A 19,923-nucleotide genomic window follows, 5' to 3' on the forward strand; every position below is an offset into this window, starting at 1 on the left:
AGACGGGTTGCCTTATTGGGGCTGGGGTGCGGGGGTTTCGGTTTGCTCTGCCGCGGCGTTCAGGCGGGCCATCTGGGTGGCGATGCCTTGTTCGATTTTGGCCATGGAGCCGGATTCGACTTCGTGGTAGGCCTCCAGCAGGGCGTATTTGAAGGCCTCTACGTCGGCGCCGCCGTGGCTTTTGATCACGATGCCGCGCAGGCCGAGGAAGATGGCGCCGTTGAATTTGCGCGGGTCGAGCCGGTTTTTGAAGCCGCGCAGGGTGGGGAAGGCGAGCAGGGCGGCCAGCTTGTTCAGCCAGTTGCGGCTGAATTCTTCGCGGATTACGCCGCCGATGAATTTAACTGCGCCTTCAATCGCTTTGAGCACGGCGTTGCCGGTGAAGCCGTCGGCCACCACCACGTCTACTTCGCCGCTGAATACGGCGTCGCCTTCTACGTTGCCAATGAAGTTTAGCGGGCTGTTTTGCAGCAGCTGGTGTGCTTCTTTGATGACGCTGCCGCCTTTGATGTCTTCGGTGCCGACGTTGAGCAGGCCGATACGCGGCTGGCTGCTGCGCGGATACATGGCGCCAAACAGTTCGCCGCCCATCACGCCGAATTGCAGCAGCTGCGCGGCCGAGCAATCCACATTGGCGCCCAAGTCGAGCATCAGTGCCAAGCCGCCGCCTTTGGAAGGCATGAATTTGGCAATGGCCGGGCGGTCGATGCCGGGCAGGGTTTTGAGTACGAAGCGGGCGGTGGCCATCAGTGCGCCGGTGTTGCCGGCGGATACGGCGGCTTGTGCGGCGCCGTCTTTCACTTGGGTGATGGCGATGCGCATGGAGGAGTCTTTTTTGTTTTTTAGGGCGGATTGCGGCGCTTCGTCCATGCCGACCACTTCCGTGGTGTGCACGATGTGCAGCCGTTCGTGGCCGGCGTGCGCGCCGAGGGCGTTGCGGATGGAGGGTTCGTCGCCCACTAAAATCAGCTTGGTATCGGGTTTGGCTTGCAGGAATTCCAGCGCTGCGGGAATGGTTACCGTGAGGCCGGCATCTCCGCCCATGGCATCGATGGCTAAGGTAATCATCTGATTCTATTCTCCATTATTTCTTGTGGCCGTGCGATTGAGGCTACCTGAAAAATGCAAACCGTGTGCGGCGGATGTTTCAGGTAGCCGGCAGGGCTTAGGGTAGGGCCTGGCGTTGGGCGGCCAGGGCGTTGTGTTCGGTGATGTCGTCGGCATCCCAGGGGTAGTTGATCCACCAATCGGGGGTAACGAGGCCGCTGAAATAGGCGATGCCGGGCGGCAGGATGCCTTTCTTTTCTTTGATTTTTTCGTGTAATACAGCCACGCCCATCGAGGCGAAGTCTTCCTGCATCAGCTGTTCGAGGCAGAATTGCAGGGTAACGCGGCTGTCGTCTACTTCGTCCACCACCAAAACGTGTTTGCCTTTCAGGCTTTCCGGCATGGGATCGAGCCATTGGATTTTCTGCACGGAATCGCGCGTGGCGTGGCTGTGGTCGTTGCAGTAATAGGCGGTGGTTACGGCGTAGATGGGGATATTGAGGAAGCTGCGCAGGATACGCGCGGGGATGAAACCGCCGCCGCCGATGGCGATCATGGTGTCGTAGCGGGTGCCGGACGTTTGAATTTTGTGGGCTAAGCTGCGCAGGGCTTGGTGGATTTCGTCATAGGTGTACCAGATTTTTTCCGACATGTTTCAATCCTTGGTTGGGGCGTGCGGCAAACTCGGCAACGGAGCCGGGCTCTGTGTGCCGGTAAACAGCGGCAAATTGTAAACAGGCAGAGGGCGCTCGGCAACCGGAAGGCTACCTGAAAATGCAATTTGCCCTTAGGCAGCCTAATTGCCGCAGTTTGCCGGGGCAACGCAAAAAAGCCAGTAATTGCGTGGGCAATCTGCTGGCTTGGTATCTGCCTGTGGCCGACTTATTCGTCTTTGGCTTTCACCACTTTGCGGCCACGGTACATACCGTTGGCAGAAATGTGGTGCGGGCGGTGCACTTCGCCGGTGGCGCTGTCCACAGACAGGGCGGGGGCGGTCAGCGCGTCGTGGGCGCGGTGCATGCCGCGGCGTGAGGGGGATTTTTTGTTTTGTTGAACAGCCATGTTGCAAACTCCTGAAAATAAACCTGAGTAAATAATTAACGACCACTTTTCAGCGCCGCCAAGGCAGCGAAGGGATTGGGGCGATCCTGATTGATTTCGGCCAGCTTGCCGTGCTCGCAGTCTGAGTGGCAGGGGGCGTAGGGCAGGGTCATCAGAATTTGGTCTTCCACCAGCATGCCGACGTCCAGCTCCGGCTCCAGCAGCATGCCTTCCAGTTCTTCTTCGGCGGCCATGGCTTCGTCCAAGGCCGTTTCGTTGTCGAACAAGACGATGCGCGCCCGTTCGTCTAAAACAAACGGCATCGGCTGCATGCAGCGTTGGCAAACCAGCGACAATTGCGCGGAAACCGACAAATCCAAATACAGCCGCTCGCGTTTGTCGCGGCCGCCCTGCAAGGCAAAGTCCACCGGCGTTTCCCGCTCGGCCAAACATTCGTGCCGGGCGATGCGCTCGTCCATCTCGTTCAGCCGGATTTGGCCGGCCAAATGCTGCGCCTGCGCGGCGACTGCTTGCGGATCAATCAAAATAGGGTCTGACATAAACGCGCCATGATATAATCCGCCGCCTGAAACGTCAATATTTTAATACGGTTTATGAACGAATCCCTGCTGATTGTGCTCGGCTCTTCCTCGGTATTCCGCCAGCAGCAGCTGGCCAAACTCGGCCTGCGTTTTACCTCTGCCAAGCCCGATTGCGACGAAACGCCGCTGCCGGGCGAAACGCCGCGGCAAACCGCCGAGAGGCTGGCCGAAGCCAAAGCCCGCTCGCTGGCGGCGCGTTATCCGCGGCATTTGGTGATTGGTGCCGACCAGGTGGCCTGTTGCGGCGGGCGGCAGTTGGGCAAGCCGATGAGCGTGGCGAAAGCACAACAGATGCTGGCCGACACCGCCGGGCAAGAGCTGCATTTCTACAGCGCCCTGTGTGTGCTCAACACGTTTTCAGGTAGCCTGCAGCGCCATGTGAACACCACCGCCGTGAAAATGCGCCCGCTCACGGCGCAGCAGATTGCCAGCTATCTCGAGCGCGAACCGGATGCCGTTTACTGCGCCGGCGGCGCCAAGAGTGAAGGTTTGGGCGGCGCGCTGATTGAACGCATCGACAGCAGCGATCCCAACGCGCTGATTGGCCTGCCGATTTTCCGGCTGATTGATTTTTTGCAGGCCGAAGGTGTGGCGGTGTTGTAAGCTTGAGGCTACCTGAAATTTCAGGTAGCCTCTTCTGCCTTTTGGAGAATAAGCTATGTTTATTGTTTCCTTGAATGACATCAAACCTTTAGCCGAAATCGAAGCGTACCTGCCTGCACACATTGAATACCTCAACCGCCACTATGCCGCCGGCCACTTCCTGTTTTCCGGCCGCAAAGAACCGCGCACCGGCGGCGTGATTATTATGCGAGCCGGGAGCCGGGCGCAGGTGGAAGCCATGATTGCCGAAGACCCGTTTTACCAAGCCAAGCTGGCCGAATACCAAATCACCCAGTTTATCCCGACAAAAACCGCCGATGATTTAATCGCCTATCGGGAAACCCTTTAATGCGGCCTCTAGGCTACCTGAAAAATATGCAACCCACCCTGTTCCTCATCCCCACCCCGCTCGGCACCCCAGCCCCCCTGCCTCCTGCCGCAGGAGCAAGCCCTGCTCGCCGGCCTCACCGACTTCGTGGTTGAAGCCGAAAAAACCGCCCGCGCCTGCCTGCGCCATTTCGGCTTGAACACGCCTTTGCAGCAGCTTAATCTGCGCGCGCTGAACAAACACACCGCCCCCGACGAGCTGCCCGGTTTGCTGCAACCGTTGCGCCAAGGCCGCAGCATGGGTCTGCTCAGCGAAGCCGGCTGCCCCGCCGTGGCCGACCCCGGCGCCGCGCTGGTGGCATTGGCGCACCAGGCCGGCTTTGCCGTGTGGCCGCTGGTGGGGCCTTCCAGTCTGATGCTCGCACTGATGGCATCCGGCGCCAACGGCCAGCAGTTCGCCTTCCGCGGCTACCTGCCAGCCGACCCCGCCGGCCGCCAAGGCTACCTGAAAACCATCGAGCACGATTCGCGCAGCCGCAACGAAAGCCAAATCTTCATCGAAACCCCCTACCGCAACAACGCCCTGCTGGCCGACGCCGTCGCCACCCTGCACCCCGACACCCTGCTGTGCGCCGCCAGCAACCTCACCCTGCCCGAGCAGCGCATCCTCAGCATGTCGGCAGGCCGATGGCGCACGCAGGCGGCGCTGCCCGACCTGCACAAACAGCCCACCGTGTTCGTGCTGTATGCCGGCCAAGCGCCCGCGCCCGCCCGCAAACGCCGTTAAGCCGTAGAGGCTACCTGAAAAGTGCGATAAACGAAGTGAAAACGAAAAAGCGAAGCCAAGCACGGCCGATATTTTTCAGGTAGCCTTTCCCCACCCAACCGCCAGAAGAGAAGCCTTATGAACCCCATTCCCGTGAGCATCACCATGCTGGTGAAAAACGCCGAGCGCCATCTCGAAGCCAGCCTCGCTGCCCTGGCTGATTTCGACGAAATCATCCTCCTCGACAACGGCTCCACTGACCGCACGCTCGACATCGCCCGCCGCTTCCCCAACGTGGCCGTGCACCATCACGACTTCATCGGCTTCGGTCCTATGAAAAACCTTGCCGCCGGCCTCGCCCGCAACAACTGGGTGCTCAACATCGACAGCGACGAAATCCTGCCGCCCGAGCAGGCCGCCGCCATCCGCGCCCTCGATTGGCAGGCGCACGGCAAAATCTACGCCCTGCCGCGCCTCAACCACTACCGCGGCCGCCCCATCCGCACCTGCGGCTGGTATCCCGACTGGGTAAAGCGCCTCTACCACCGCCGCACCGTGCGCTTCAACGACAACCAAGTGCACGAATCCCTGATCGAGCCCGCCGGCAGCAGCGTGGAAAGGCTACCTGAAAACCATCCGCTCCTGCATTATTCATTCGACGGCGCCGCCGAGCTCATCAGCAAAATGCAGCACTACACCGACCTCTTCGCCGCCCAGCAGCAATTCAAACGGCGCGCCTCCGTGCCCGGCGCGGTGGGGCACGGCGCGGCAGCGTTTTTCAAAAACTATATTTTGAAACGCGGCATCCTCGACGGCGGCGACGGCTTCACCATCGCCTTTGCCAACGCCAGCGGCGCCTACTACAAATACATCAAACTGCACGAAGCCAACCAGCGGCTTACCGTGTCGCTCATCATCCCCCCCTACAACCGCCCCGACGCGCTGGAAGCCGTGTTGCGCTCCGTACTGGCGCAGCGCGTGCTGCCGCAGGAAGTGATTGTGGCCGACGACGGCTCGCGCGACGACACCCGCGCCGTGATCGAGCGCTATCAGGCCGAATTCCCCGTGCCGCTGCGCCACGCCTGGCAGCCCGACGACGGCTTCCGCCTGGCCGAATCGCGCAACCGCGCCCTGGCGCAGGCCGGCAGCGACTACATCGTCATCATCGACGGCGACATGGTGCTGCACCCCGAATTCATCGCCGACCACAAACGCGCGGCCAAAAAAGGCCTGTTTGTGCAGGGCAGCCGCGTGATCCTCACGCCCGAGAAAACCGCCGAGCTGCTGGCCGAGCCTGCCCGCTACCGCGTGCTGAAATGGTATGAAAAAGGTTTGGAAACACGCTTTGAAAAACGCTTCTCCGCCTGCCGCCTGCCTTGGCTTTCCGGCCAGATTTTGCGCCGCGAAATCCAAAACGATTTCCACGGCATCCGCGGCTGCAATATGGCCTTCTTCCGCGAAGATGCGCTGAAAATCAACGGCTTCAACAACGACTTTGTCGGCTGGGGGCGCGAAGATAGCGAGTTTGTCGCCCGCTTTTTCAACAGCGGCGGCCAACGCGCCAACCTAAAATTCGCCGCCGTGGCCTACCACCTCTACCACCCCGAGGCCGAACGAGCCGCCCTGCCGGAAAACGACCGCCTGCTGGCCGATGCGCAGGAGAAAAAGCTGGCGTGGTGCGAAAACGGGGTGAATCGGTTTCTGCCTGCCGAATAGGCGGCATGAATGAGAAGAGGCTACCTGAAAACCTGGATTGCGGTTTTTCAGGTAGCCTTTGATTTGGGCAATGCGGCCGCTGGGCGCGATTCTGGTTGGAACGGTATCGGCATGCTGATGCCGCCGTTATTCATGCGCAGGCAGGGTGTTTGGCCTGGCCGGAGGTTTTCAGGTAGCCTGTTGGGCTGCTTTGAGGCTACCTGAAAATGGGGCTAATGGATAAATGGCATGGCTGTGCCATCGAGGCAGCAGGCTTGTGATAAAGGCTACCTGAAAACGAACCCCGCGAGTTTCTGCGAAGCTAATCATTTCAGGTAGCCTTTTGCTATGTTGCGGCAGCGGTTTAGCGGTTGCCGTCGGTATTGTATTTTTTCTCCAGGCGGGCGAAGAACCAGGCCAGCGCCATGGTGAGCACGAGATACACCAGGGCGATGAAGTAATACGGCTCTTCATACACATAATAACGGCCGGCCGCGCTCTTAGCGACGTAGGTGAGCTCGGCCACGGCGATGGTGGCCAAGAGAGAGCTGTCTTTGAGCAGGGTGATGAATTCGTTGCCCAAGGGGCCGAGCATGCGGCGCAGGGTTTGCGGCAGGATGATGTAGCGCATGGCTTGGCCGTAGCTTAAGCCCAGCGAGCGGGCGGCTTCCATTTGGCCGCGGTCGATGGATTTGATGCCGGAGCGGAATACTTCGGTGATGTAGGCGCCGGAGTTGAACGACAGCGCCAAAATGCCGGCTACCAGCGGGGCGTAGTTTTGGCGCAGGAAAACGGCCAAGTCGCCGCGGATCAGCAGACCGTCTTGCTGGTGCACTAACAGGGGAGACCATACGTTGTGCCAAATGAAAATCTGCACCAGCATCGGCGTGCCGCGAAACAGGGTAACGTAGAGGCGCGAGCATTGTTGCAGCAGCCACAGCAGGCCTCGGCTGACCATATTGCCTTTTTCGATGCGGATCACGCGGATCAGGGCGTTGCATAAGCCCAAAATCATGCCGAAGAAGGTGGAGGCGGCGGCGATGCCGATGGTGGCCAGCACGCCGAAGAAGAACATTTGGCGATATTCGTAGATAATCGGGAAATGTTGGGAAAACAGTTGAATAAGGCCGGTTTCGCTGTTCATGGCAATCTTTGCTCTATTGCGGAAATGTTTACGGATTTTGACGAAATAAGGGGCGGATTGTACAAGAAAACGGCGGGTTTGTCAGGCGGTGGGCGGCTAGCAGGGGATTTGCCGAGACACTTGGTAATGAAGCGGACAAAAGGCTACCTGAAAAACCGGAGTGGGTTTTCAGGTAGCCTTTATTGCGTTTGATCGCTTAAGCGGCGGGGTTGGCCAGGCGGTTGATTTCGGCCAGCACGGCGGTGGGGTCGGCGGCTTGGGTAATGGGGCGGCCCATCACCAGATAGCTGGCGCCGGCGGCGAGGGCTTGGGCGGGGGTCATGATGCGGCGCTGGTCGTCTTGGTTGCCGCCGGGGTTGGGGCGGATGCCGGGGGTAACCAGCACAAATTCGCTGCCACGCTCTTGGCGCAGGGTGGCGGCTTCGTGCGGGGAGCAGACCACGCCGTCGAGGCCGGACTGCTGCGCTAAGGCCGCCCAGCGCGATGCCCATTCGGCGATGGGGGCGGTGAGGCCGAGCTCGTTTAAATCGCCCTGTTCCATGCTGGTGAGGATGGTGACGCCGATGAGCAGCGGGCGTTGGGTGTGGTTGGCCACGGCTTCGGCGGCGGCTTCCATCATGCGGCGGCCGCCGGCGGTGTGCATATCCACCATCCACACGCCCATGTCGGCGGCCACACGGCAGGCGGCGGCAACGGTGTTGGGGATGTCGTGGTATTTGAGGTCGAGGAAGAGCTGGAAGCCTTGGTGGATGAGGGCTTCGGCCAGGCGGCGGCCGGTGGCGGTGAAGAGCTCTTTGCCGATTTTGAGCCGGCACAAATCGGGGCTGAGGCGGCGTACGAAGGCGAGGGTGTCGGCTTCGTTGGCAAAATCGAGGGCGACAATCACGGGAATGCGGGCGGCGGGCGGGGTGGGGTCGAGGATGAGCGGGTTCATGTGTGTTCCTTGTTGGCGGATGTTTGAAATGGGGCTACCTGAAAAAAGGCTACCTGAAAAAGGGGAAGGGTTTTCAGGTAGCCTTTCGGCGTGCGGGATGCTCAGGCGGGAAACAGGCTGGCCGGCTGCACCGGGGGCAGGGGGCTGTTCACTTGCCCTGCGGCGGCGGCCAGTTGGGCGAAATCGGCGGGATGGCGGCGCACGTAGGAGCAAATCGTGCAGAAGTCTTCCTCGCAGGCGATGCAGTAGTCGGCATCGAGCGGGTCGAACTGGGGGAATTGTGCGCGCAGCTCTTCGATGTTGCCGTTGCGCTCGGCGGCGGCGCGGATGGCGGCGCCGTGCTGCTGATAGAGGGTGCGGGCGCGGTCGATGATATCGGGGGTGTCTTGCACGCCCCAGCGGCGCAGGGTTTCGGCCAGCTGGGCGGAAAGGGCGTGTTCGGCGCGGCTGGCGGCAATCAGTTGCACCAAGCCGTCGTCTTCCATGATGAGGTCGAGGCTGAGGTAGGCGAGCAGGGCGTGCTCGGCGGCGGTGAAATGCTCGATGCCTCGGGCGGTGTGGCGCACGCGCTGCGACCAGACGTTGAGCATGCGGTAGAGCTCGTTGATGGTGAACATATTGTGTTGGGGCATGGATGGCTAAACTTCGATTTTGTTGGGGGTAAAGGTTTCCCACTTGTTGCAGGCGGGGCAGTGCCAGAAGAAAACTTGCGATTTGAAGTGGCAGTGCCGGCAGCGGTACATCACGTTTTTCTGCAAGGTGCGGCCGATAACGCCGCGGATCATGTCGGCATCGGATTTCCAGGCGGGATTGAGCTGGTTCAGGCGCAGGCCGAGCAGGCGGTATACGCCGCCGAGGTCGGGCTTCTGGCGCACGATTTCCACGGCGGTTTCGGCGGCTTTCTCTTCGCCGTAGAGCAGCAGGGATTTTTCGTATACGACGTTGATTAAATCGAGCTGGGGGAAGGTTTTCAGGTAGCCTGTGAGCACGGCGAGGCCGGCGGCGGCTTGGCCTTGGGCATCATAGGCGTCATAAAGTTTTTCGCCCACCATGCTGAGGTAGGCGTGGTTTTGTTTTTCGATGGCGGTGTAGGCGGCCACAGCGGCGGGGTAGTTGCCTTGTTTCTGCTCCAAATCGCCGAGAATCATGTTGGCGCGGGCGCATTTGCGGTTGGCATCCAGCGCTTGGGCGATGTTGGCGCGGGCTTGCTCGAAATCGGATTTGAACAGGGCGGCTTGCGCCAGTTCGCAATAAAATTGCGCGATTTCAAAGCGGTAGGTTTGTTCGTCGTGGCTGAGCAGCTGGGCGGTTTCGATGGCTTTGGCCCAGTCGCGGTCTTGCTGGTAGATGTTGAGCAGCACTTGGCGGGCTTGGGTGGCCATATTGCCTTGTTGCAGGCCGAGGAAGATTTGCTCGGCGCGGTCTACCAAGCCGGCGTTTTGGTAGTCTTGCCCGAGCTCGAACAGCACTTGGTTGCGCTTTTCGCCCACGGTTTCGGGGGCTTCGAGCTGGGCTTGGTGCAGGCGGATGGCTTTGTCGTTTTCGCCGCGCTGGCGGTAGAGTTTGCCCAGGGTGAGGTGCAGCTCGTAGGCGTTGTCGCCGGCGGGCAGCAGCTCGGTCATGTCGGCCAGGTGGCGGGCGGCGCTGCCGAGGTTGCGGTCTACCAGCGCATCGAGGCTGGCGTAAAACGCGGTGGGCACGGATTTGGCCTGCTTGAGCACGGCTTTCATGTCCACCCGCGCGGCAAACCAGCCCATGGCGAAAAACACGGGCAGCAGGATAATCGGCGTGAGCCACCACCAGATATTGCCGTCCATGCGCTTATTCCTTCACCGGCGCGGCGGCGGGCACGGGCTGCTCGGCATCCACCGGCACGGGCGTTTGCAGCTCTTCCTGCGCGATGCGGGCGTTTTTGCGCACTTCGTTGCGCAGGCGGTTGTTTTCATGGCGCAGCGAGAGCAGGCGGCCGAACATAGAAAACACGCCGAACACGGCGCCGACGATAAAGAAAATCAGCAGGAGCACAATCAGCGGCAGGTTGATTTCGCTGCCGGGCAGGTAGGAAAAGCCCACCAGCTTGGTGTTGAATGCGGCCAAAACGATGAACACGGCCAGAAGCAGCAGTTTGACAATCAGCGAAATCAGTTTCATGGGGCAAGCCTTTCATCATGCGGGCGGGAATGGATATCAATGGCGAAGTGTAAACCATTTGGGGGTTTTCAGGTAGCCTAACTGATGGCCCGCGCCGCTTTGGAGGCTACCTGAAAACGTGTCGGCACGCTTTCCATGAAGCCGATTGGTAACATAATCACGAGGGCAAAAGGCTACCTGAAAATGTGTTATGATGTTTTCAGGTAGCCTACTCTATTTTGGCAAGCCTTGAAAATAAAAAGATTTCACCAAACCCTGCCGGCCGGATTTTCCACCCTCACACAAGGAGCAATCTGATGTCTGCCACTTCCGTTACCCCCGTATCCGAATCCCTGTTCAAGCTCGGCCTGAACCAGGCGTTGCCCATCAGCGAGCAGGCCACCACCTCGCGCACGGTGCTGAATAACGATCTTTTGCGCGTGGTGATGTTTACGCTGGACGCCGGCCAAATGCTCACCGAGCACACTTCCACCAAAGCCGTGGTGGTAACCCTGCTGGAAGGCGAGATGGACTTCTCCATCGGCGCGCGCCACGAAATCCTGCATGCCGGCGACGTGGTGTATCTGGCGCCGAACGACAGGCACGCGCTTACCGCCGTGAGCGCTTGCCGGATGCAGCTGGTGATGGTAAATGCGGATTGATGCGCCCTTGGGCCGGGCAGGATAAATCCCAATCGCACAAAGAAAACAGGCTACCTGAAAAAGGCAGCCTGTTTTGCTGTATTGGTGCCGGCGGCAGGAATCGAACTCGCGACCCCCTGATTACAAGTCAGGTGCTCTACCAACTGAGCTACACCGGCGAAGAAGCGGCGCATTATGCCGAGCTTGCGGGGGTTTGGCAAGGGGTTGGCTTCAGATGGGGTGGATGTGTTGTTTTGCGGCGAACGTGAGTCGGATAATTTTCAGGTAGCCTCAACGGAATGAGAGGCTACCTGAAAAATAGCGGGGCAGGGATGGCACGCTAGCCGGTGAGCTGCTTGGTGATGAGTTTTTTCACCGGGGGCAGGTGGTTGCTCAGGCGCAGCACGGTGTTGCGCAGGAATTTGGCGGGCGCGGTTTCGGTGGTGAAGAGTTTCACCACGAAGTTGGTGCCGTGATAGAGCGCACGGGTGTGCAGGATGTGTTTGGCTTCATATTTCTCCAAGAGGTCGGCGGAGGCGATGTCTTGGCCGGAAGCGGCGGCCTGCACGATGAGGCCGGCGAGGATGTTGGCGCTGGCAAGCCCGAGGTTGAAGCCGTGGGCGGTAACGGGGTGCATGCCCACGGCGGCGTCGCCGATGAGGGCGGTGCGGCGGGCGGAAAAGCGGCGGGCGTGTACGCCGACCAGGGGGTAGGTGTGGATGCTGCCGGCGGGGGTCATTTTGCCGAGCAGGCCTTGCAGCTGCTGTTCGAGGTCGGCGGCGAGGGCTTCGGGGCTGAGCTCGGTGATTTCGTGCAGGTGGCGGTTGTCGATGGTGATGACGCAGTTGGTCATGTATTCGCCCAGCGGGAGCAGGGCGATGGTGCGGCCGTAGCGGAAGCATTCGCAGGCGGTGTTTTCGTTGGAGACGGTGTGGGCAAAGCGGGCCACGAGCACGGTGCGGCCGAAGTCGTGCATGTCGGCGGAAATGCCGGCTTGGCGGCGGGTTTGGGAGAAGCGGCTGTCGGCGGCGATGAGCAGCTTGGCGGATACGGTGTCGCCGTTGTCGAGCAATACGCTCACGCCGTCTTCGCCGTTGACGGCTTCCTGCACTTTGTGGCCGGTGAGGAAGTGGATGTTGTTGTGCTGGCTGGCGGATTCGTAGGCGGCGCGGCGGATGTCGTGGTTGGATACGAGGAAGCCGAGCTGGCCTTTGCCGTCGGTGGGCGGGGGGAAGCTGAGGGTGTAGGGGGAGCTGCCGTTGAGCACTTTGGCGGCTTTGAGGGGATACACGGCTTCGGCGGGAATGCGCTGCCACATGCCGAGCTGTTCCATAATCTGCTGCGAGGGGTGGGTGAGGGCGATTTCGCGGCCGTCGTAGGGCGGATTGGCGAGGGTGTCTTGGCTGCTTTGCTCGATGAGCAGGATGTTGAGGCCGCTGGGTGCGGCGGCGGTGGCGAAGCTGAGGCCGGCGGGGCCGGCGCCGATGACGACGATGTCGCAGGTGTGCTGCATGATGGGCTCCTGTGGGCATGATGCGCTGGGGAAGGGTTGCGGGGATTATACCGCAAGTTGCGGGGTGGAAACGGGAGGAAAGGACTACCTGAAAATATGGAAAGGGGTTTTAGTTGGGCGGAAAATTTTTCAGGTAGCCTGTTGCGGGTTGGAGGCTACCTGAAAATCTGTCGGGTATTTGGGTTTACAATAGTGCCTTCAATTATCGGAGCGCAAACATGAGCAAACAGGATACGCAGCAGCTGCTGAAACAGTTGGGCAAGGAGGCGAAGCGCCGGCAGGAGGAAGCAGCGGCGCAGGCGCGGAAAGAAAAGGCGCAGGCGTTTGATTTTGCGGCGGCGGTGGGGGCGGTGGTGCCGCTGAAAAGCAGCAACCGTGTGCCGCTGCCGCAAGAGAAGGGGCCGCTGAAACGGCGTTTCGATGCGGAAGGGATGATGGACGAGGGGCGGTATTTTTATGTGAGCGAAGAGAGCGAGCGCGAGCCGCCGCGTTCGTTTTGCAAAAACGGGCGCGGGCAGGACGACATCCGCCGTTTGGTGTCGGGGCATTGGCCGCGGGTGGCGCGCTTGGATTTGCACGGCTACACGCGGGAGGAGGCGCAGCAGGTGTTGAGCGAGTTTATTGAGGAGGTGTACCACCGGCGCGGGGTGTGCGCGGAAATTGTGCACGGCAGCGGGCTGGGTTCGCAGGGCTTTGCGCCGGTGTTGAAAAACTTGGTGCGGCGCTGGCTGATGGCGCATCCGGACGTATTGGCCTATGCGGAACCGCACGGCGGCAACGATGGGGCGGTGTTGGTGTTGCTGCGCAAACGGCGGGATGAATAGCACTCGGTGTTTCCATTTTGTTGTTTTGTGCATGCCGGCGCGGCGGGAAATTTTGGGTGATTTTTCAGGTAGCCTACTGCGGATGGGGCGTGCGCAGCGGGGAAAATAAAGCGGCGGCGGCTGGAAAAAATCGTTGCCATTCCGGCGTTGTGCTGTTAATATCCCGCGGAAATACAGTGTGTTGCGGCATCGTTTGCCTGGCGCTTATGTTCGGAAAACAACAGTTTTCCGATTTGTTTGTTTAAGCGTATGCTTTTATAGCTGATTTCTGCTGTGTTGCAAAACGAAAAAGCGAATTTTGTTGATTAACCCGAAGTAAAGAGGATGAGGATTATGTCTGTTGAGAAACATGATCACGATGTAGACCCGATTGAAACCCAAGAGTGGCTGGATGCGCTCAGTTCCGTGCTCGAAACCGAAGGCTCGGAGCGGGCGCATTTTCTGTTGGAAAACCTGGTGCGCTACACCCGCCGCCGCGGCGTGCACCTGCCGTTTAGCGCCACCACCGCTTATCTGAACACCATTCCCGTGGGCCGCGAGCAGAGATCGCCCGGCAATATGGAGCTGGAACACCGCATCCGCGCCGCCATCCGCTGGAACGCCGCCGCCATGGTGCTGCGTGCCGGCAAAAAAGATTTGGAGCTGGGCGGCCACATCGCTTCCTTCCAGTCTTCCGCCACTTTGTATGACGTGGGCTTCAACCACTTCTGGCGTGCCAAAAACGAAGCCGCCGGCGAAGAAGGCGATTTGGTGTTTGTGCAAGGCCACTCTTCCCCCGGTATTTATTCCCGCGCCTTTGTGGAAGGCCGCCTGAGCGAAGAGCAGCTGGACCACTTCCGCCAGGAAGTGGGCGGCCAAGGTCTGCCGTCTTACCCGCACCCGCACCTGCTGCCCGATTTCTGGCAGTTCCCCACCGTATCCATGGGCTTGGGCCCGTTGATGGCGATTTATCAGGCACGCTTCCTGAAATATCTGGAATCCCGCGGCCTAGCCAAAACCAAAGGCCGCAAAGTATGGTGCTTCTGCGGCGACGGCGAAATGGACGAGCCGGAAAGCCAGGGTGCCATCGCTTTGGCTGCTCGCGAAGGTTTGGACAACCTGATTTTCGTGATCAACTGCAACCTGCAGCGTTTGGACGGCCCGGTGCGCGGCAACGGCAAAATCATCCAAGAGCTGGAAGGCAACTTCCGCGGCGCCGGCTGGAACGTGCTGAAAGTCATCTGGGGCCGCCGTTGGGACGCCCTGCTGGCCAAAGACACCAACCACGCCCTCAAACAGCGCATGGAAGAATGTCTGGACGGCGACTACCAAACCTTCAAATCCAAAGACGGCGCCTATGTGCGCGAGCACTTCTTCAACACGCCCGAACTGCGTGAAATGGTGGCCGATATGTCCGATGCCGAAATTTGGGCATTGAACCGCGGCGGCCACGACCCGTATAAAGTGTATGCCGCCTACCACGAAGCCGTGAACAACGCAGACGGCCGCCCCACTGTGATCTTGGCCAAAACCATCAAAGGCTACGGCATGGGCGCTTCCGGTGAAGGCCAGAACGTGGCCCACCAAGCCAAGAAGATGGACGTGCAGTCGCTCAAACAGTTCCGCGACCGCTTCGGTATCGAAGTGACTGATGAGCAAATCGAAAGCGGCAACCTGCCTTATTTCCGCTTCCCCGAAGACAGCCCGGAAATGCAGTATCTGCGCGAGCGCCGCAACGCTTTGGGCGGCTACCTGCCGGCACGCCATCCGAGCACCGAAGCCCTGCCGATTCCCGCATTGGAAACCTTCGATGCCCAGCTGCAATCCAGCGGCGAGCGCGAATTCTCCACCACCATGGCCTTCGTGCGCATCTTGGCTGCCTTGCTGAAAGACAAGCAAATCGGCCGCCGCATCGTGCCGATTGTGCCCGATGAAAGCCGCACCTTCGGTATGGAAGGCATGTTCCGCCAATACGGCATTTGGAACCCGAAAGGCCAGCAATACACCCCGCAGGATAAAGATCAGCTGATGTTCTACAAAGAATCGGTAGACGGCCAAATCCTGCAGGAAGGCATCAACGAGCCCGGCGCCATGGCAGATTGGATTGCTGCCGCCACCAGCTATGCCAACAACAACTACGCCATGATTCCGTTCTATATTTACTACTCCATGTTCGGATTCCAGCGCGTGGGCGATTTGGCCTGGGCAGCCGGCGACATGCACGCCCGCGGCTTCCTCTTGGGCGGCACCGCAGGCCGCACCACCCTCAACGGCGAAGGCCTGCAACACGAAGACGGCCACAGCCAGCTGCAGGCCGACCTGATTCCGAACTGCGTGAGCTACGACCCCACCTTCCAATACGAAGTGGCCGTGATCGTGCAAGACGGCCTGCGCCGCATGTATGTGGACAACGAAGACGTGTTCTTCTACATCACCCTGATGAACGAAAACTACGCCCACCCCGCCATGCCGCAGCGCAAAGGCATCGAGCAGGAAATCCTCAAAGGCATGTATTTGTTCCGCGAGGGCGGCAAAGGCGACAAACGCGTTCAGCTGATGGGCTCCGGCACCATCCTGCAGGAAGTGATTCACGCCGCCGAACTGCTGAAGAACGACTTCGGCGTGGAAGCCGACATCTGGTCTTGCCCCTCCTTCAACCTGCTGCACCGCGAAGCCATCGAAACCGACCGTTGGAACCGCCTGCATCCGGCTGCCGAGCAGAAGCTGCCCTTCGTGAGCCAGCAGCTGCAAGGCCACACCGGCCCGGTGGTTGCCGCTACCGACTACATCCGCAGCTTCGCCGACCGCATCCGCGCCTACATCCCCAAAGAAAACGGCGATTATGTGGTGCTCGGCACCGACGGTTTCGGCCGCTCCGACAGCCGCGCCAACCTGCGCAGCTTCTTTGAAGTGGATCGCTACCACGTGGCCGTGGCCGCGCTCGACGCTTTGGCCAAACAGGGCAAAGTGGGCAAAGACGTGGTACAGCAAGCCATCGAGAAATACGGCGTGCAAACCGAAGTGGCGCCCAGCTGGAAACGCTAAACCGCCCTTGAATTTTCAGGTAGCCTCACCGCAGTATGAGGCTACCTGAAAACCGAAAAGGAAAAGCAATGAAACCGTTATTCTTAATCTGCTCAGCCGTTTTGCTGGCTGCCTGCGCATCCAATGCGCCGGTGGTGCAGGAAGAAAGCACCAGCTACGACAGCAACACCCAAGCGCGCGTGCGCCTCTACGGCCAAAACGAAAAGCCCACCATCATGGTGAGCGGCATCGACTGCGAAGCTGAAGACCGGCGGGCGCGCCGCGGCCACAAAGTGAACGTGGGCGGCAGCTTGGGCGATGCACTCGGCTCGTTTGCCGGCACGGTCAAAAGCCGCAGCCTGGGCATGCCCGAAACCGCGCACAGCAAAAGCATCGGCCAAATGAACGGCGTCCTCTCGCGGGCGTTTTTCCGCGAATATGCCGTGCCGGCCGGTAAGGCCGTGAACGTGCAGGCTGCCTACATCGGTTTACGGAATATGCCCGAACCGACCATGCAGCACATCACCATTCAAAACGAGGGCTCGTGCAACACCCGCATGGCCTCGTTTGTGCCGCAGGCCGGGCGCGATTACGAAGTGATCGGCCTGTCGGGGCGACGCTGCGCGGTGTCGGTGTATGAAGTCGGCGCACAAGGCCAGCTGAAGCCCGTGGCATTGCAAGATGCGGTAAGTTGCAGAAGAAGACGTTAATTTCATGATGCCGGTTTGCCGCCGGCATCCAACCGAATAGCATAAGGAACGCTTATGAGCACCGTAGAAATCAAAGTCCCCGATATCGGCGGACACGAAAATGTAGACGTGATCGACGTGGCCGTGAAGGCCGGCGATACCATCGCGCTAGACGACACCCTGATCACCCTGGAAACCGACAAAGCCACCATGGACGTGCCGGCCGATGCCGCAGGCGTGGTGAAGGAAGTGAAAGTGAAAGTGGGCGACAAAGTATCTGAAGGCACCGTGATCGTGCTGGTGGAAGCCGCTGGTGCAGCCGCTGCCGCTGCGCCCGCCGAAGCGCCCAAAGCCGCGCCCGCCCCCGCTCCGGCTGCTGCACCTGCTCCAGCCGCCGCAGCCAATGTTCAGGTAGCCGTGCCCGATATCGGCGGCCATGAAAACGTGGATGTGATCGCCGTGGAAGTGAAAGTGGGCGACACCGTGGCTGTGGACGACACCCTGATTACCCTAGAAACCGACAAAGCCACCATGGACGTGCCCTGCACCGCCGCCGGCACCGTCACCGCCGTGCACCTGAAAGTGGGCGACAAGGTTTCCGAAGGTACCGTGATTATCGATGTGGCCGCCGCCGGTGCTGCTGCCGCAGCCGCGCCTGCCCCTGCTCCGGCCGAAGCGCCCAAAGCCGCCCCGGCTGCCCCCGCTCCCGCCGCCGCACCTGCCGCTCCGGCCACCGCCGCCTACGGCAGCGCCCCGATCAACGAAGCCGGTTTCGCCAAGGCGCATGCCGGCCCCTCCGCCCGCAAGCTGGCGCGCGAGCTGGGCGTAGATTTGAGCCTGGTGAAAGGCACTGGTAACAAAGGCCGTATCACCAAAGGCGACATCAAAGAATTTGTGAAAGCCGCCATGCAGGGTGGCGCGGGCAAACCGGCTGCCGCCGGCGCCTCTTTGGGCAGCGGTTTGGATTTGCTGCCGTGGCCGAAAGTGGATTTTGCCAAATTCGGTGAAATCGAAGTGAAAGAGCTCAGCCGTATCAAGAAGATTTCCGGCCAAAACCTGTCGCGCAACTGGGTGATGATCCCGCACGTTACCGTAAACGAAGATGCCGACATGACCGAGCTGGAAAACTTCCGCAAGCAGCTCAACAAAGAATGGGAGCGCGAAGGCGTGAAACTGTCGCCGTTGGCCTTCATCATCAAAGCCAGCGTGTCCGTGCTCAAAGCCTTCCCCGAGTTCAACTCTTCGCTCGACGGCGACAACCTGATTCTGAAGAAATACTTCCACATCGGCTTTGCCGCCGACACGCCGAACGGCCTCGTGGTGCCCGTGATTAAAGACGTGGACAAAAAAGGCCTCAAGGAAATCAGCATCGAGCTGGGCGAATTGAGCAAAAAAGCCCGCGAAGGCAAGCTCAAACCGCAGGAAATGCAGGGCGCCTGCTTCACCATTTCCAGCCTGGGCGGCATCGGCGGCACCGGCTTCACGCCGATTGTGAACGCGCCGGAAGTGGCCATTTTGGGCGTGTGCAAATCGCAGATGAAACCGGTGTGGAACGGCTCCGCTTTCGAACCACGCCTGATGTGCCCGCTCTCCCTGTCGTTCGACCACCGCGTGATCGACGGCGCCGCCGGTATGCGTTTCACCGTGTATCTGGCCAACCTGCTCAAAGACTTCCGCCGCGTTTCGCTGTAAGCGTTTGGGCATGATGAAAGGCTACCTGATTGTTTCAGGTAGCCTTTTTGTTGGCGGGCGGGATAGGTGGCCTGGCGGCTACCTGAAAACGAACGAAGAGAGTTTCGCCAAAACGAACGAAGTGAATTTCGCTCAAACGGTTGCGGCGGGCAAAACAAACCGGCTGGCCGATTGGGTTCGGGCAGCCGGTAGTTCCGATGCGGCGGGTTATTTGAAGAAATTGTCCATGCCGGGGGGCAGGCCGAGGCCTTGGGTGAATTGCGCCATGTGCTCTTGGGCGGCGGCTTCCACTTTGCGCGAGGCGTCGTTGAAGGCGGCAGCAATCAGGTCTTCGAGCATTTCTTTGTCGCTGGCGGCATCGACGGCGAGGCTGTCGTCGATTTGGATGCGTTTGACGGCGTGGTGGCAGCTGAGGGTGATTTTCACCAGGCCGCCGCCGGCTTCGCCTTCGACGGTGATGTTGGCCAACTCGGCTTGCGCCTGTTTCATTTTTTCCTGCATTTTCTGTGCTTGCTGCATCAGGTTGCCGAGGCCGGCTTTGTTGAACATGGGTGTGCTCCTGTAAAAAGTGGGTGGGGAAAAAGGGTGTTTGGCAGTTGTGGCCTTAGGTGTGGCCGCCTTCCTGCAATACAAGGCTTTCGGGCAGCCAGCGGGCGCCGAAGAGCCGGAGGATGTCTTGCGCGGCGGGGTCGCTTTCGAGCAGATTTTGGGCTTGCTCGCGGGCGGCTTGGCGCAGGCGCTGCTGGCGCAGGGCGAGGGTTTCGGGGGCGCTGCCGTCGGCCGGCCAGTCGGTGGTGCGGATGGCGACGGGGTGGCCGTAGGCGGCGGCGAGGTGCTGCTCGATGCGCTGGATGTGCTCGCGGCTGATGCTGACCTGCCCGGCTTCGGCTACGGCGAGGGTGAGCAGCTGCTGCTGCGGGTCGTAGCCGAGGCAGGCGGTGTGCTGGGCGCTCATTTGGGCTGCGCCGATTTTGGGGGCGAGGGCGGCTGCGATATCCGGCCAAGTGCTGGCGCTGGGCAGGGGGAGGGAGGCTGTGCCGGCGTGTTCGGGGGGTTCGCCATCGGCTGCTGGGGTGGGAGAAGGCTCGTTTGGCCTGCTTTGCTTGTTTTCAGGTAGCCTTTGGTTTGGCTGGCTTTCGGACTGCAGGGCTTCCAAACTGGCGGGCGGCGGGATGTCGTCCCACGGCGGGCTGCTCTCGAAAGCGGAGGGAAGCGTTTCGGCTGGAGCGGCTTGCGGCTCGGCAGGATATGGGTGCTCGGGTTCGATTGAAT

General features: G+C 60.4%; 20 protein-coding genes, 1 tRNA gene and 2 pseudogenes. 9 read left to right on the forward strand and 14 right to left on the reverse strand.

The annotated features are described in order from the left end of the window. Positions 1-12: 12 nt before the first annotated feature. The 4 genes from plsX to LG371_RS07280 all read right to left on the reverse strand — a co-directional run bounded on the left by plsX (position 13) and on the right by LG371_RS07280 (position 2,648). Positions 13-1,068, reverse strand: a complete 1,056-nt coding sequence (plsX, locus tag LG371_RS07265) for a phosphate acyltransferase PlsX (protein ID WP_067592196.1) — start codon at positions 1,066-1,068, stop codon at positions 13-15. A gap of 97 nt (positions 1,069-1,165) precedes the next feature. Further along, a complete protein-coding gene (locus LG371_RS07270; RefSeq protein ID WP_225748153.1) occupies positions 1,166-1,699 on the reverse strand; it encodes a phosphoribosyltransferase in 534 nt (177 codons plus the stop codon). Positions 1,700-1,929: 230 nt separating this feature from the next. Then, positions 1,930-2,109, reverse strand: coding sequence for a 50S ribosomal protein L32 (gene rpmF / locus LG371_RS07275; protein WP_003824258.1), 180 nt, complete (start codon positions 2,107-2,109; stop codon positions 1,930-1,932). 35 nt (positions 2,110-2,144) lie between these two features. Continuing rightward, entirely contained in the window at positions 2,145-2,648 is a 504-nt protein-coding gene (locus LG371_RS07280; RefSeq protein WP_067592202.1) for a DUF177 domain-containing protein, read from the reverse strand. Positions 2,649-2,702: 54 nt separating this feature from the next. On the opposite strand from LG371_RS07280, the gene LG371_RS07285 reads away from it, so the two are divergent. The 4 genes and pseudogenes from LG371_RS07285 (at position 2,703) to LG371_RS07300 (ending at position 6,102) form a co-directional block, all read left to right on the forward strand. Next, positions 2,703-3,293: a nucleoside triphosphate pyrophosphatase gene (locus LG371_RS07285; protein ID WP_225748154.1), complete on the forward strand. Its 591-nt coding sequence runs from the start codon at positions 2,703-2,705 to the stop codon at positions 3,291-3,293. A 55-nt stretch (positions 3,294-3,348) separates the two neighbouring features. Then, positions 3,349-3,642, forward strand: a complete 294-nt coding sequence (locus LG371_RS07290) for a YciI family protein (RefSeq protein ID WP_225748155.1) — start codon at positions 3,349-3,351, stop codon at positions 3,640-3,642. A gap of 26 nt (positions 3,643-3,668) precedes the next feature. Then, positions 3,669-4,407, forward strand: a pseudogene (locus LG371_RS07295) (SAM-dependent methyltransferase). Between the two features lie 117 nt (positions 4,408-4,524). Next, complete coding sequence (locus tag LG371_RS07300; RefSeq protein WP_225748156.1) at positions 4,525-6,102, forward strand: glycosyltransferase; 1,578 nt, start codon at positions 4,525-4,527, stop codon at positions 6,100-6,102. A gap of 168 nt (positions 6,103-6,270) precedes the next feature. On the opposite strand, the gene LG371_RS07305 is transcribed toward LG371_RS07300, so the two are convergent. The 6 genes from LG371_RS07305 to LG371_RS07330 form a co-directional block, all read right to left on the reverse strand. Beyond that, the gene (locus LG371_RS07305) at positions 6,271-6,411 is read right to left on the reverse strand and encodes a hypothetical protein (RefSeq protein ID WP_225748157.1); all 141 of its coding nucleotides are present in this window, start codon (positions 6,409-6,411) and stop codon (positions 6,271-6,273) included. A gap of 34 nt (positions 6,412-6,445) precedes the next feature. Further along, complete coding sequence (locus LG371_RS07310; RefSeq protein WP_067592217.1) at positions 6,446-7,225, reverse strand: amino acid ABC transporter permease; 780 nt, start codon at positions 7,223-7,225, stop codon at positions 6,446-6,448. A gap of 196 nt (positions 7,226-7,421) precedes the next feature. Beyond that, on the reverse strand, positions 7,422-8,159 hold the full coding sequence (pyrF, locus tag LG371_RS07315; protein WP_225748158.1) for an orotidine-5'-phosphate decarboxylase: 738 nt from the start codon (positions 8,157-8,159) through the stop codon (positions 7,422-7,424). Positions 8,160-8,260: 101 nt separating this feature from the next. After that, a complete protein-coding gene (locus tag LG371_RS07320) occupies positions 8,261-8,791 on the reverse strand; it encodes a DUF4375 domain-containing protein (RefSeq protein ID WP_067592224.1) in 531 nt (176 codons plus the stop codon). A gap of 6 nt (positions 8,792-8,797) precedes the next feature. Further along, complete coding sequence (gene lapB / locus LG371_RS07325; protein ID WP_067592228.1) at positions 8,798-9,976, reverse strand: lipopolysaccharide assembly protein LapB; 1,179 nt, start codon at positions 9,974-9,976, stop codon at positions 8,798-8,800. A 4-nt stretch (positions 9,977-9,980) separates the two neighbouring features. Continuing rightward, entirely contained in the window at positions 9,981-10,310 is a 330-nt protein-coding gene (locus tag LG371_RS07330; RefSeq protein WP_225748159.1) for a lipopolysaccharide assembly LapA domain-containing protein, read from the reverse strand. Between the two features lie 296 nt (positions 10,311-10,606). Between LG371_RS07330 and LG371_RS07335 the strand changes: the two genes are divergently transcribed. Next, positions 10,607-10,951 carry a cupin domain-containing protein gene (locus tag LG371_RS07335; protein WP_067592233.1) on the forward strand — a complete coding sequence of 115 codons (345 nt, stop codon included), beginning with the start codon at positions 10,607-10,609 and terminating at the stop codon, positions 10,949-10,951. A gap of 82 nt (positions 10,952-11,033) precedes the next feature. Here the strand turns inward: LG371_RS07335 and LG371_RS07340 are convergent. Both LG371_RS07340 and ubiM read right to left on the reverse strand, forming a co-directional pair. Next, positions 11,034-11,109, reverse strand: a tRNA-Thr gene (locus LG371_RS07340). Between the two features lie 161 nt (positions 11,110-11,270). Then, positions 11,271-12,443 carry a 5-demethoxyubiquinol-8 5-hydroxylase UbiM gene (ubiM, locus tag LG371_RS07345; protein WP_225748160.1) on the reverse strand — a complete coding sequence of 391 codons (1,173 nt, stop codon included), beginning with the start codon at positions 12,441-12,443 and terminating at the stop codon, positions 11,271-11,273. A 218-nt stretch (positions 12,444-12,661) separates the two neighbouring features. Between ubiM and LG371_RS07350 the strand changes: the two genes are divergently transcribed. From LG371_RS07350 to aceF, 4 genes are all read left to right on the forward strand, one after another. Then, entirely contained in the window at positions 12,662-13,267 is a 606-nt protein-coding gene (locus LG371_RS07350; protein ID WP_225748161.1) for a Smr/MutS family protein, read from the forward strand. A gap of 333 nt (positions 13,268-13,600) precedes the next feature. After that, complete coding sequence (gene aceE / locus LG371_RS07355) at positions 13,601-16,291, forward strand: pyruvate dehydrogenase (acetyl-transferring), homodimeric type (RefSeq protein WP_067592243.1); 2,691 nt, start codon at positions 13,601-13,603, stop codon at positions 16,289-16,291. 68 nt (positions 16,292-16,359) lie between these two features. After that, entirely contained in the window at positions 16,360-16,980 is a 621-nt protein-coding gene (locus LG371_RS07360) for a hypothetical protein (RefSeq protein WP_067592244.1), read from the forward strand. A 54-nt stretch (positions 16,981-17,034) separates the two neighbouring features. Further along, entirely contained in the window at positions 17,035-18,651 is a 1,617-nt protein-coding gene (gene aceF / locus LG371_RS07365) for a dihydrolipoyllysine-residue acetyltransferase (protein ID WP_225748162.1), read from the forward strand. 207 nt (positions 18,652-18,858) lie between these two features. Here aceF and LG371_RS07370 read toward each other — a convergent pair whose 3' ends face one another. Continuing rightward, on the reverse strand, positions 18,859-19,200 hold the full coding sequence (locus tag LG371_RS07370) for a YbaB/EbfC family nucleoid-associated protein (protein ID WP_225748163.1): 342 nt from the start codon (positions 19,198-19,200) through the stop codon (positions 18,859-18,861). 55 nt (positions 19,201-19,255) lie between these two features. Beyond that, positions 19,256-19,923, reverse strand: a pseudogene (locus LG371_RS07375) (DNA polymerase III subunit gamma/tau); the annotation flags it as partial.

Origin of the sequence: Eikenella sp. Marseille-P7795, assembly GCF_916618725.1 — a bacterium.
Classification (GTDB): domain Bacteria; phylum Pseudomonadota; class Gammaproteobacteria; order Burkholderiales; family Neisseriaceae; genus Eikenella; species Eikenella longinqua.

Excerpts from the sequence above, each read along its gene's own strand:
- plsX (WP_067592196.1), bottom strand. The coding sequence starts at position 1,068 with ATGATTACCTTAGCCATCGATGCCATGGGCGGAGATGCCGGCCTCACG.
- LG371_RS07270 (WP_225748153.1), bottom strand. The coding sequence starts at position 1,699 with ATGTCGGAAAAAATCTGGTACACCTATGACGAAATCCACCAAGCCCTG.
- rpmF (WP_003824258.1), bottom strand. The coding sequence starts at position 2,109 with ATGGCTGTTCAACAAAACAAAAAATCCCCCTCACGCCGCGGCATGCAC.
- LG371_RS07280 (WP_067592202.1), bottom strand. The coding sequence starts at position 2,648 with ATGTCAGACCCTATTTTGATTGATCCGCAAGCAGTCGCCGCGCAGGCG.
- LG371_RS07285 (WP_225748154.1), top strand. The coding sequence starts at position 2,703 with ATGAACGAATCCCTGCTGATTGTGCTCGGCTCTTCCTCGGTATTCCGC.
- LG371_RS07290 (WP_225748155.1), top strand. The coding sequence starts at position 3,349 with ATGTTTATTGTTTCCTTGAATGACATCAAACCTTTAGCCGAAATCGAA.
- LG371_RS07300 (WP_225748156.1), top strand. The coding sequence starts at position 4,525 with ATGAACCCCATTCCCGTGAGCATCACCATGCTGGTGAAAAACGCCGAG.
- LG371_RS07305 (WP_225748157.1), bottom strand. The coding sequence starts at position 6,411 with ATGATTAGCTTCGCAGAAACTCGCGGGGTTCGTTTTCAGGTAGCCTTT.
- LG371_RS07310 (WP_067592217.1), bottom strand. The coding sequence starts at position 7,225 with ATGAACAGCGAAACCGGCCTTATTCAACTGTTTTCCCAACATTTCCCG.
- pyrF (WP_225748158.1), bottom strand. The coding sequence starts at position 8,159 with ATGAACCCGCTCATCCTCGACCCCACCCCGCCCGCCGCCCGCATTCCC.
- LG371_RS07320 (WP_067592224.1), bottom strand. The coding sequence starts at position 8,791 with ATGCCCCAACACAATATGTTCACCATCAACGAGCTCTACCGCATGCTC.
- lapB (WP_067592228.1), bottom strand. The coding sequence starts at position 9,976 with ATGGACGGCAATATCTGGTGGTGGCTCACGCCGATTATCCTGCTGCCC.
- LG371_RS07330 (WP_225748159.1), bottom strand. The coding sequence starts at position 10,310 with ATGAAACTGATTTCGCTGATTGTCAAACTGCTGCTTCTGGCCGTGTTC.
- LG371_RS07335 (WP_067592233.1), top strand. The coding sequence starts at position 10,607 with ATGTCTGCCACTTCCGTTACCCCCGTATCCGAATCCCTGTTCAAGCTC.
- ubiM (WP_225748160.1), bottom strand. The coding sequence starts at position 12,443 with ATGCAGCACACCTGCGACATCGTCGTCATCGGCGCCGGCCCCGCCGGC.
- LG371_RS07350 (WP_225748161.1), top strand. The coding sequence starts at position 12,662 with ATGAGCAAACAGGATACGCAGCAGCTGCTGAAACAGTTGGGCAAGGAG.
- aceE (WP_067592243.1), top strand. The coding sequence starts at position 13,601 with ATGTCTGTTGAGAAACATGATCACGATGTAGACCCGATTGAAACCCAA.
- LG371_RS07360 (WP_067592244.1), top strand. The coding sequence starts at position 16,360 with ATGAAACCGTTATTCTTAATCTGCTCAGCCGTTTTGCTGGCTGCCTGC.
- aceF (WP_225748162.1), top strand. The coding sequence starts at position 17,035 with ATGAGCACCGTAGAAATCAAAGTCCCCGATATCGGCGGACACGAAAAT.
- LG371_RS07370 (WP_225748163.1), bottom strand. The coding sequence starts at position 19,200 with ATGTTCAACAAAGCCGGCCTCGGCAACCTGATGCAGCAAGCACAGAAA.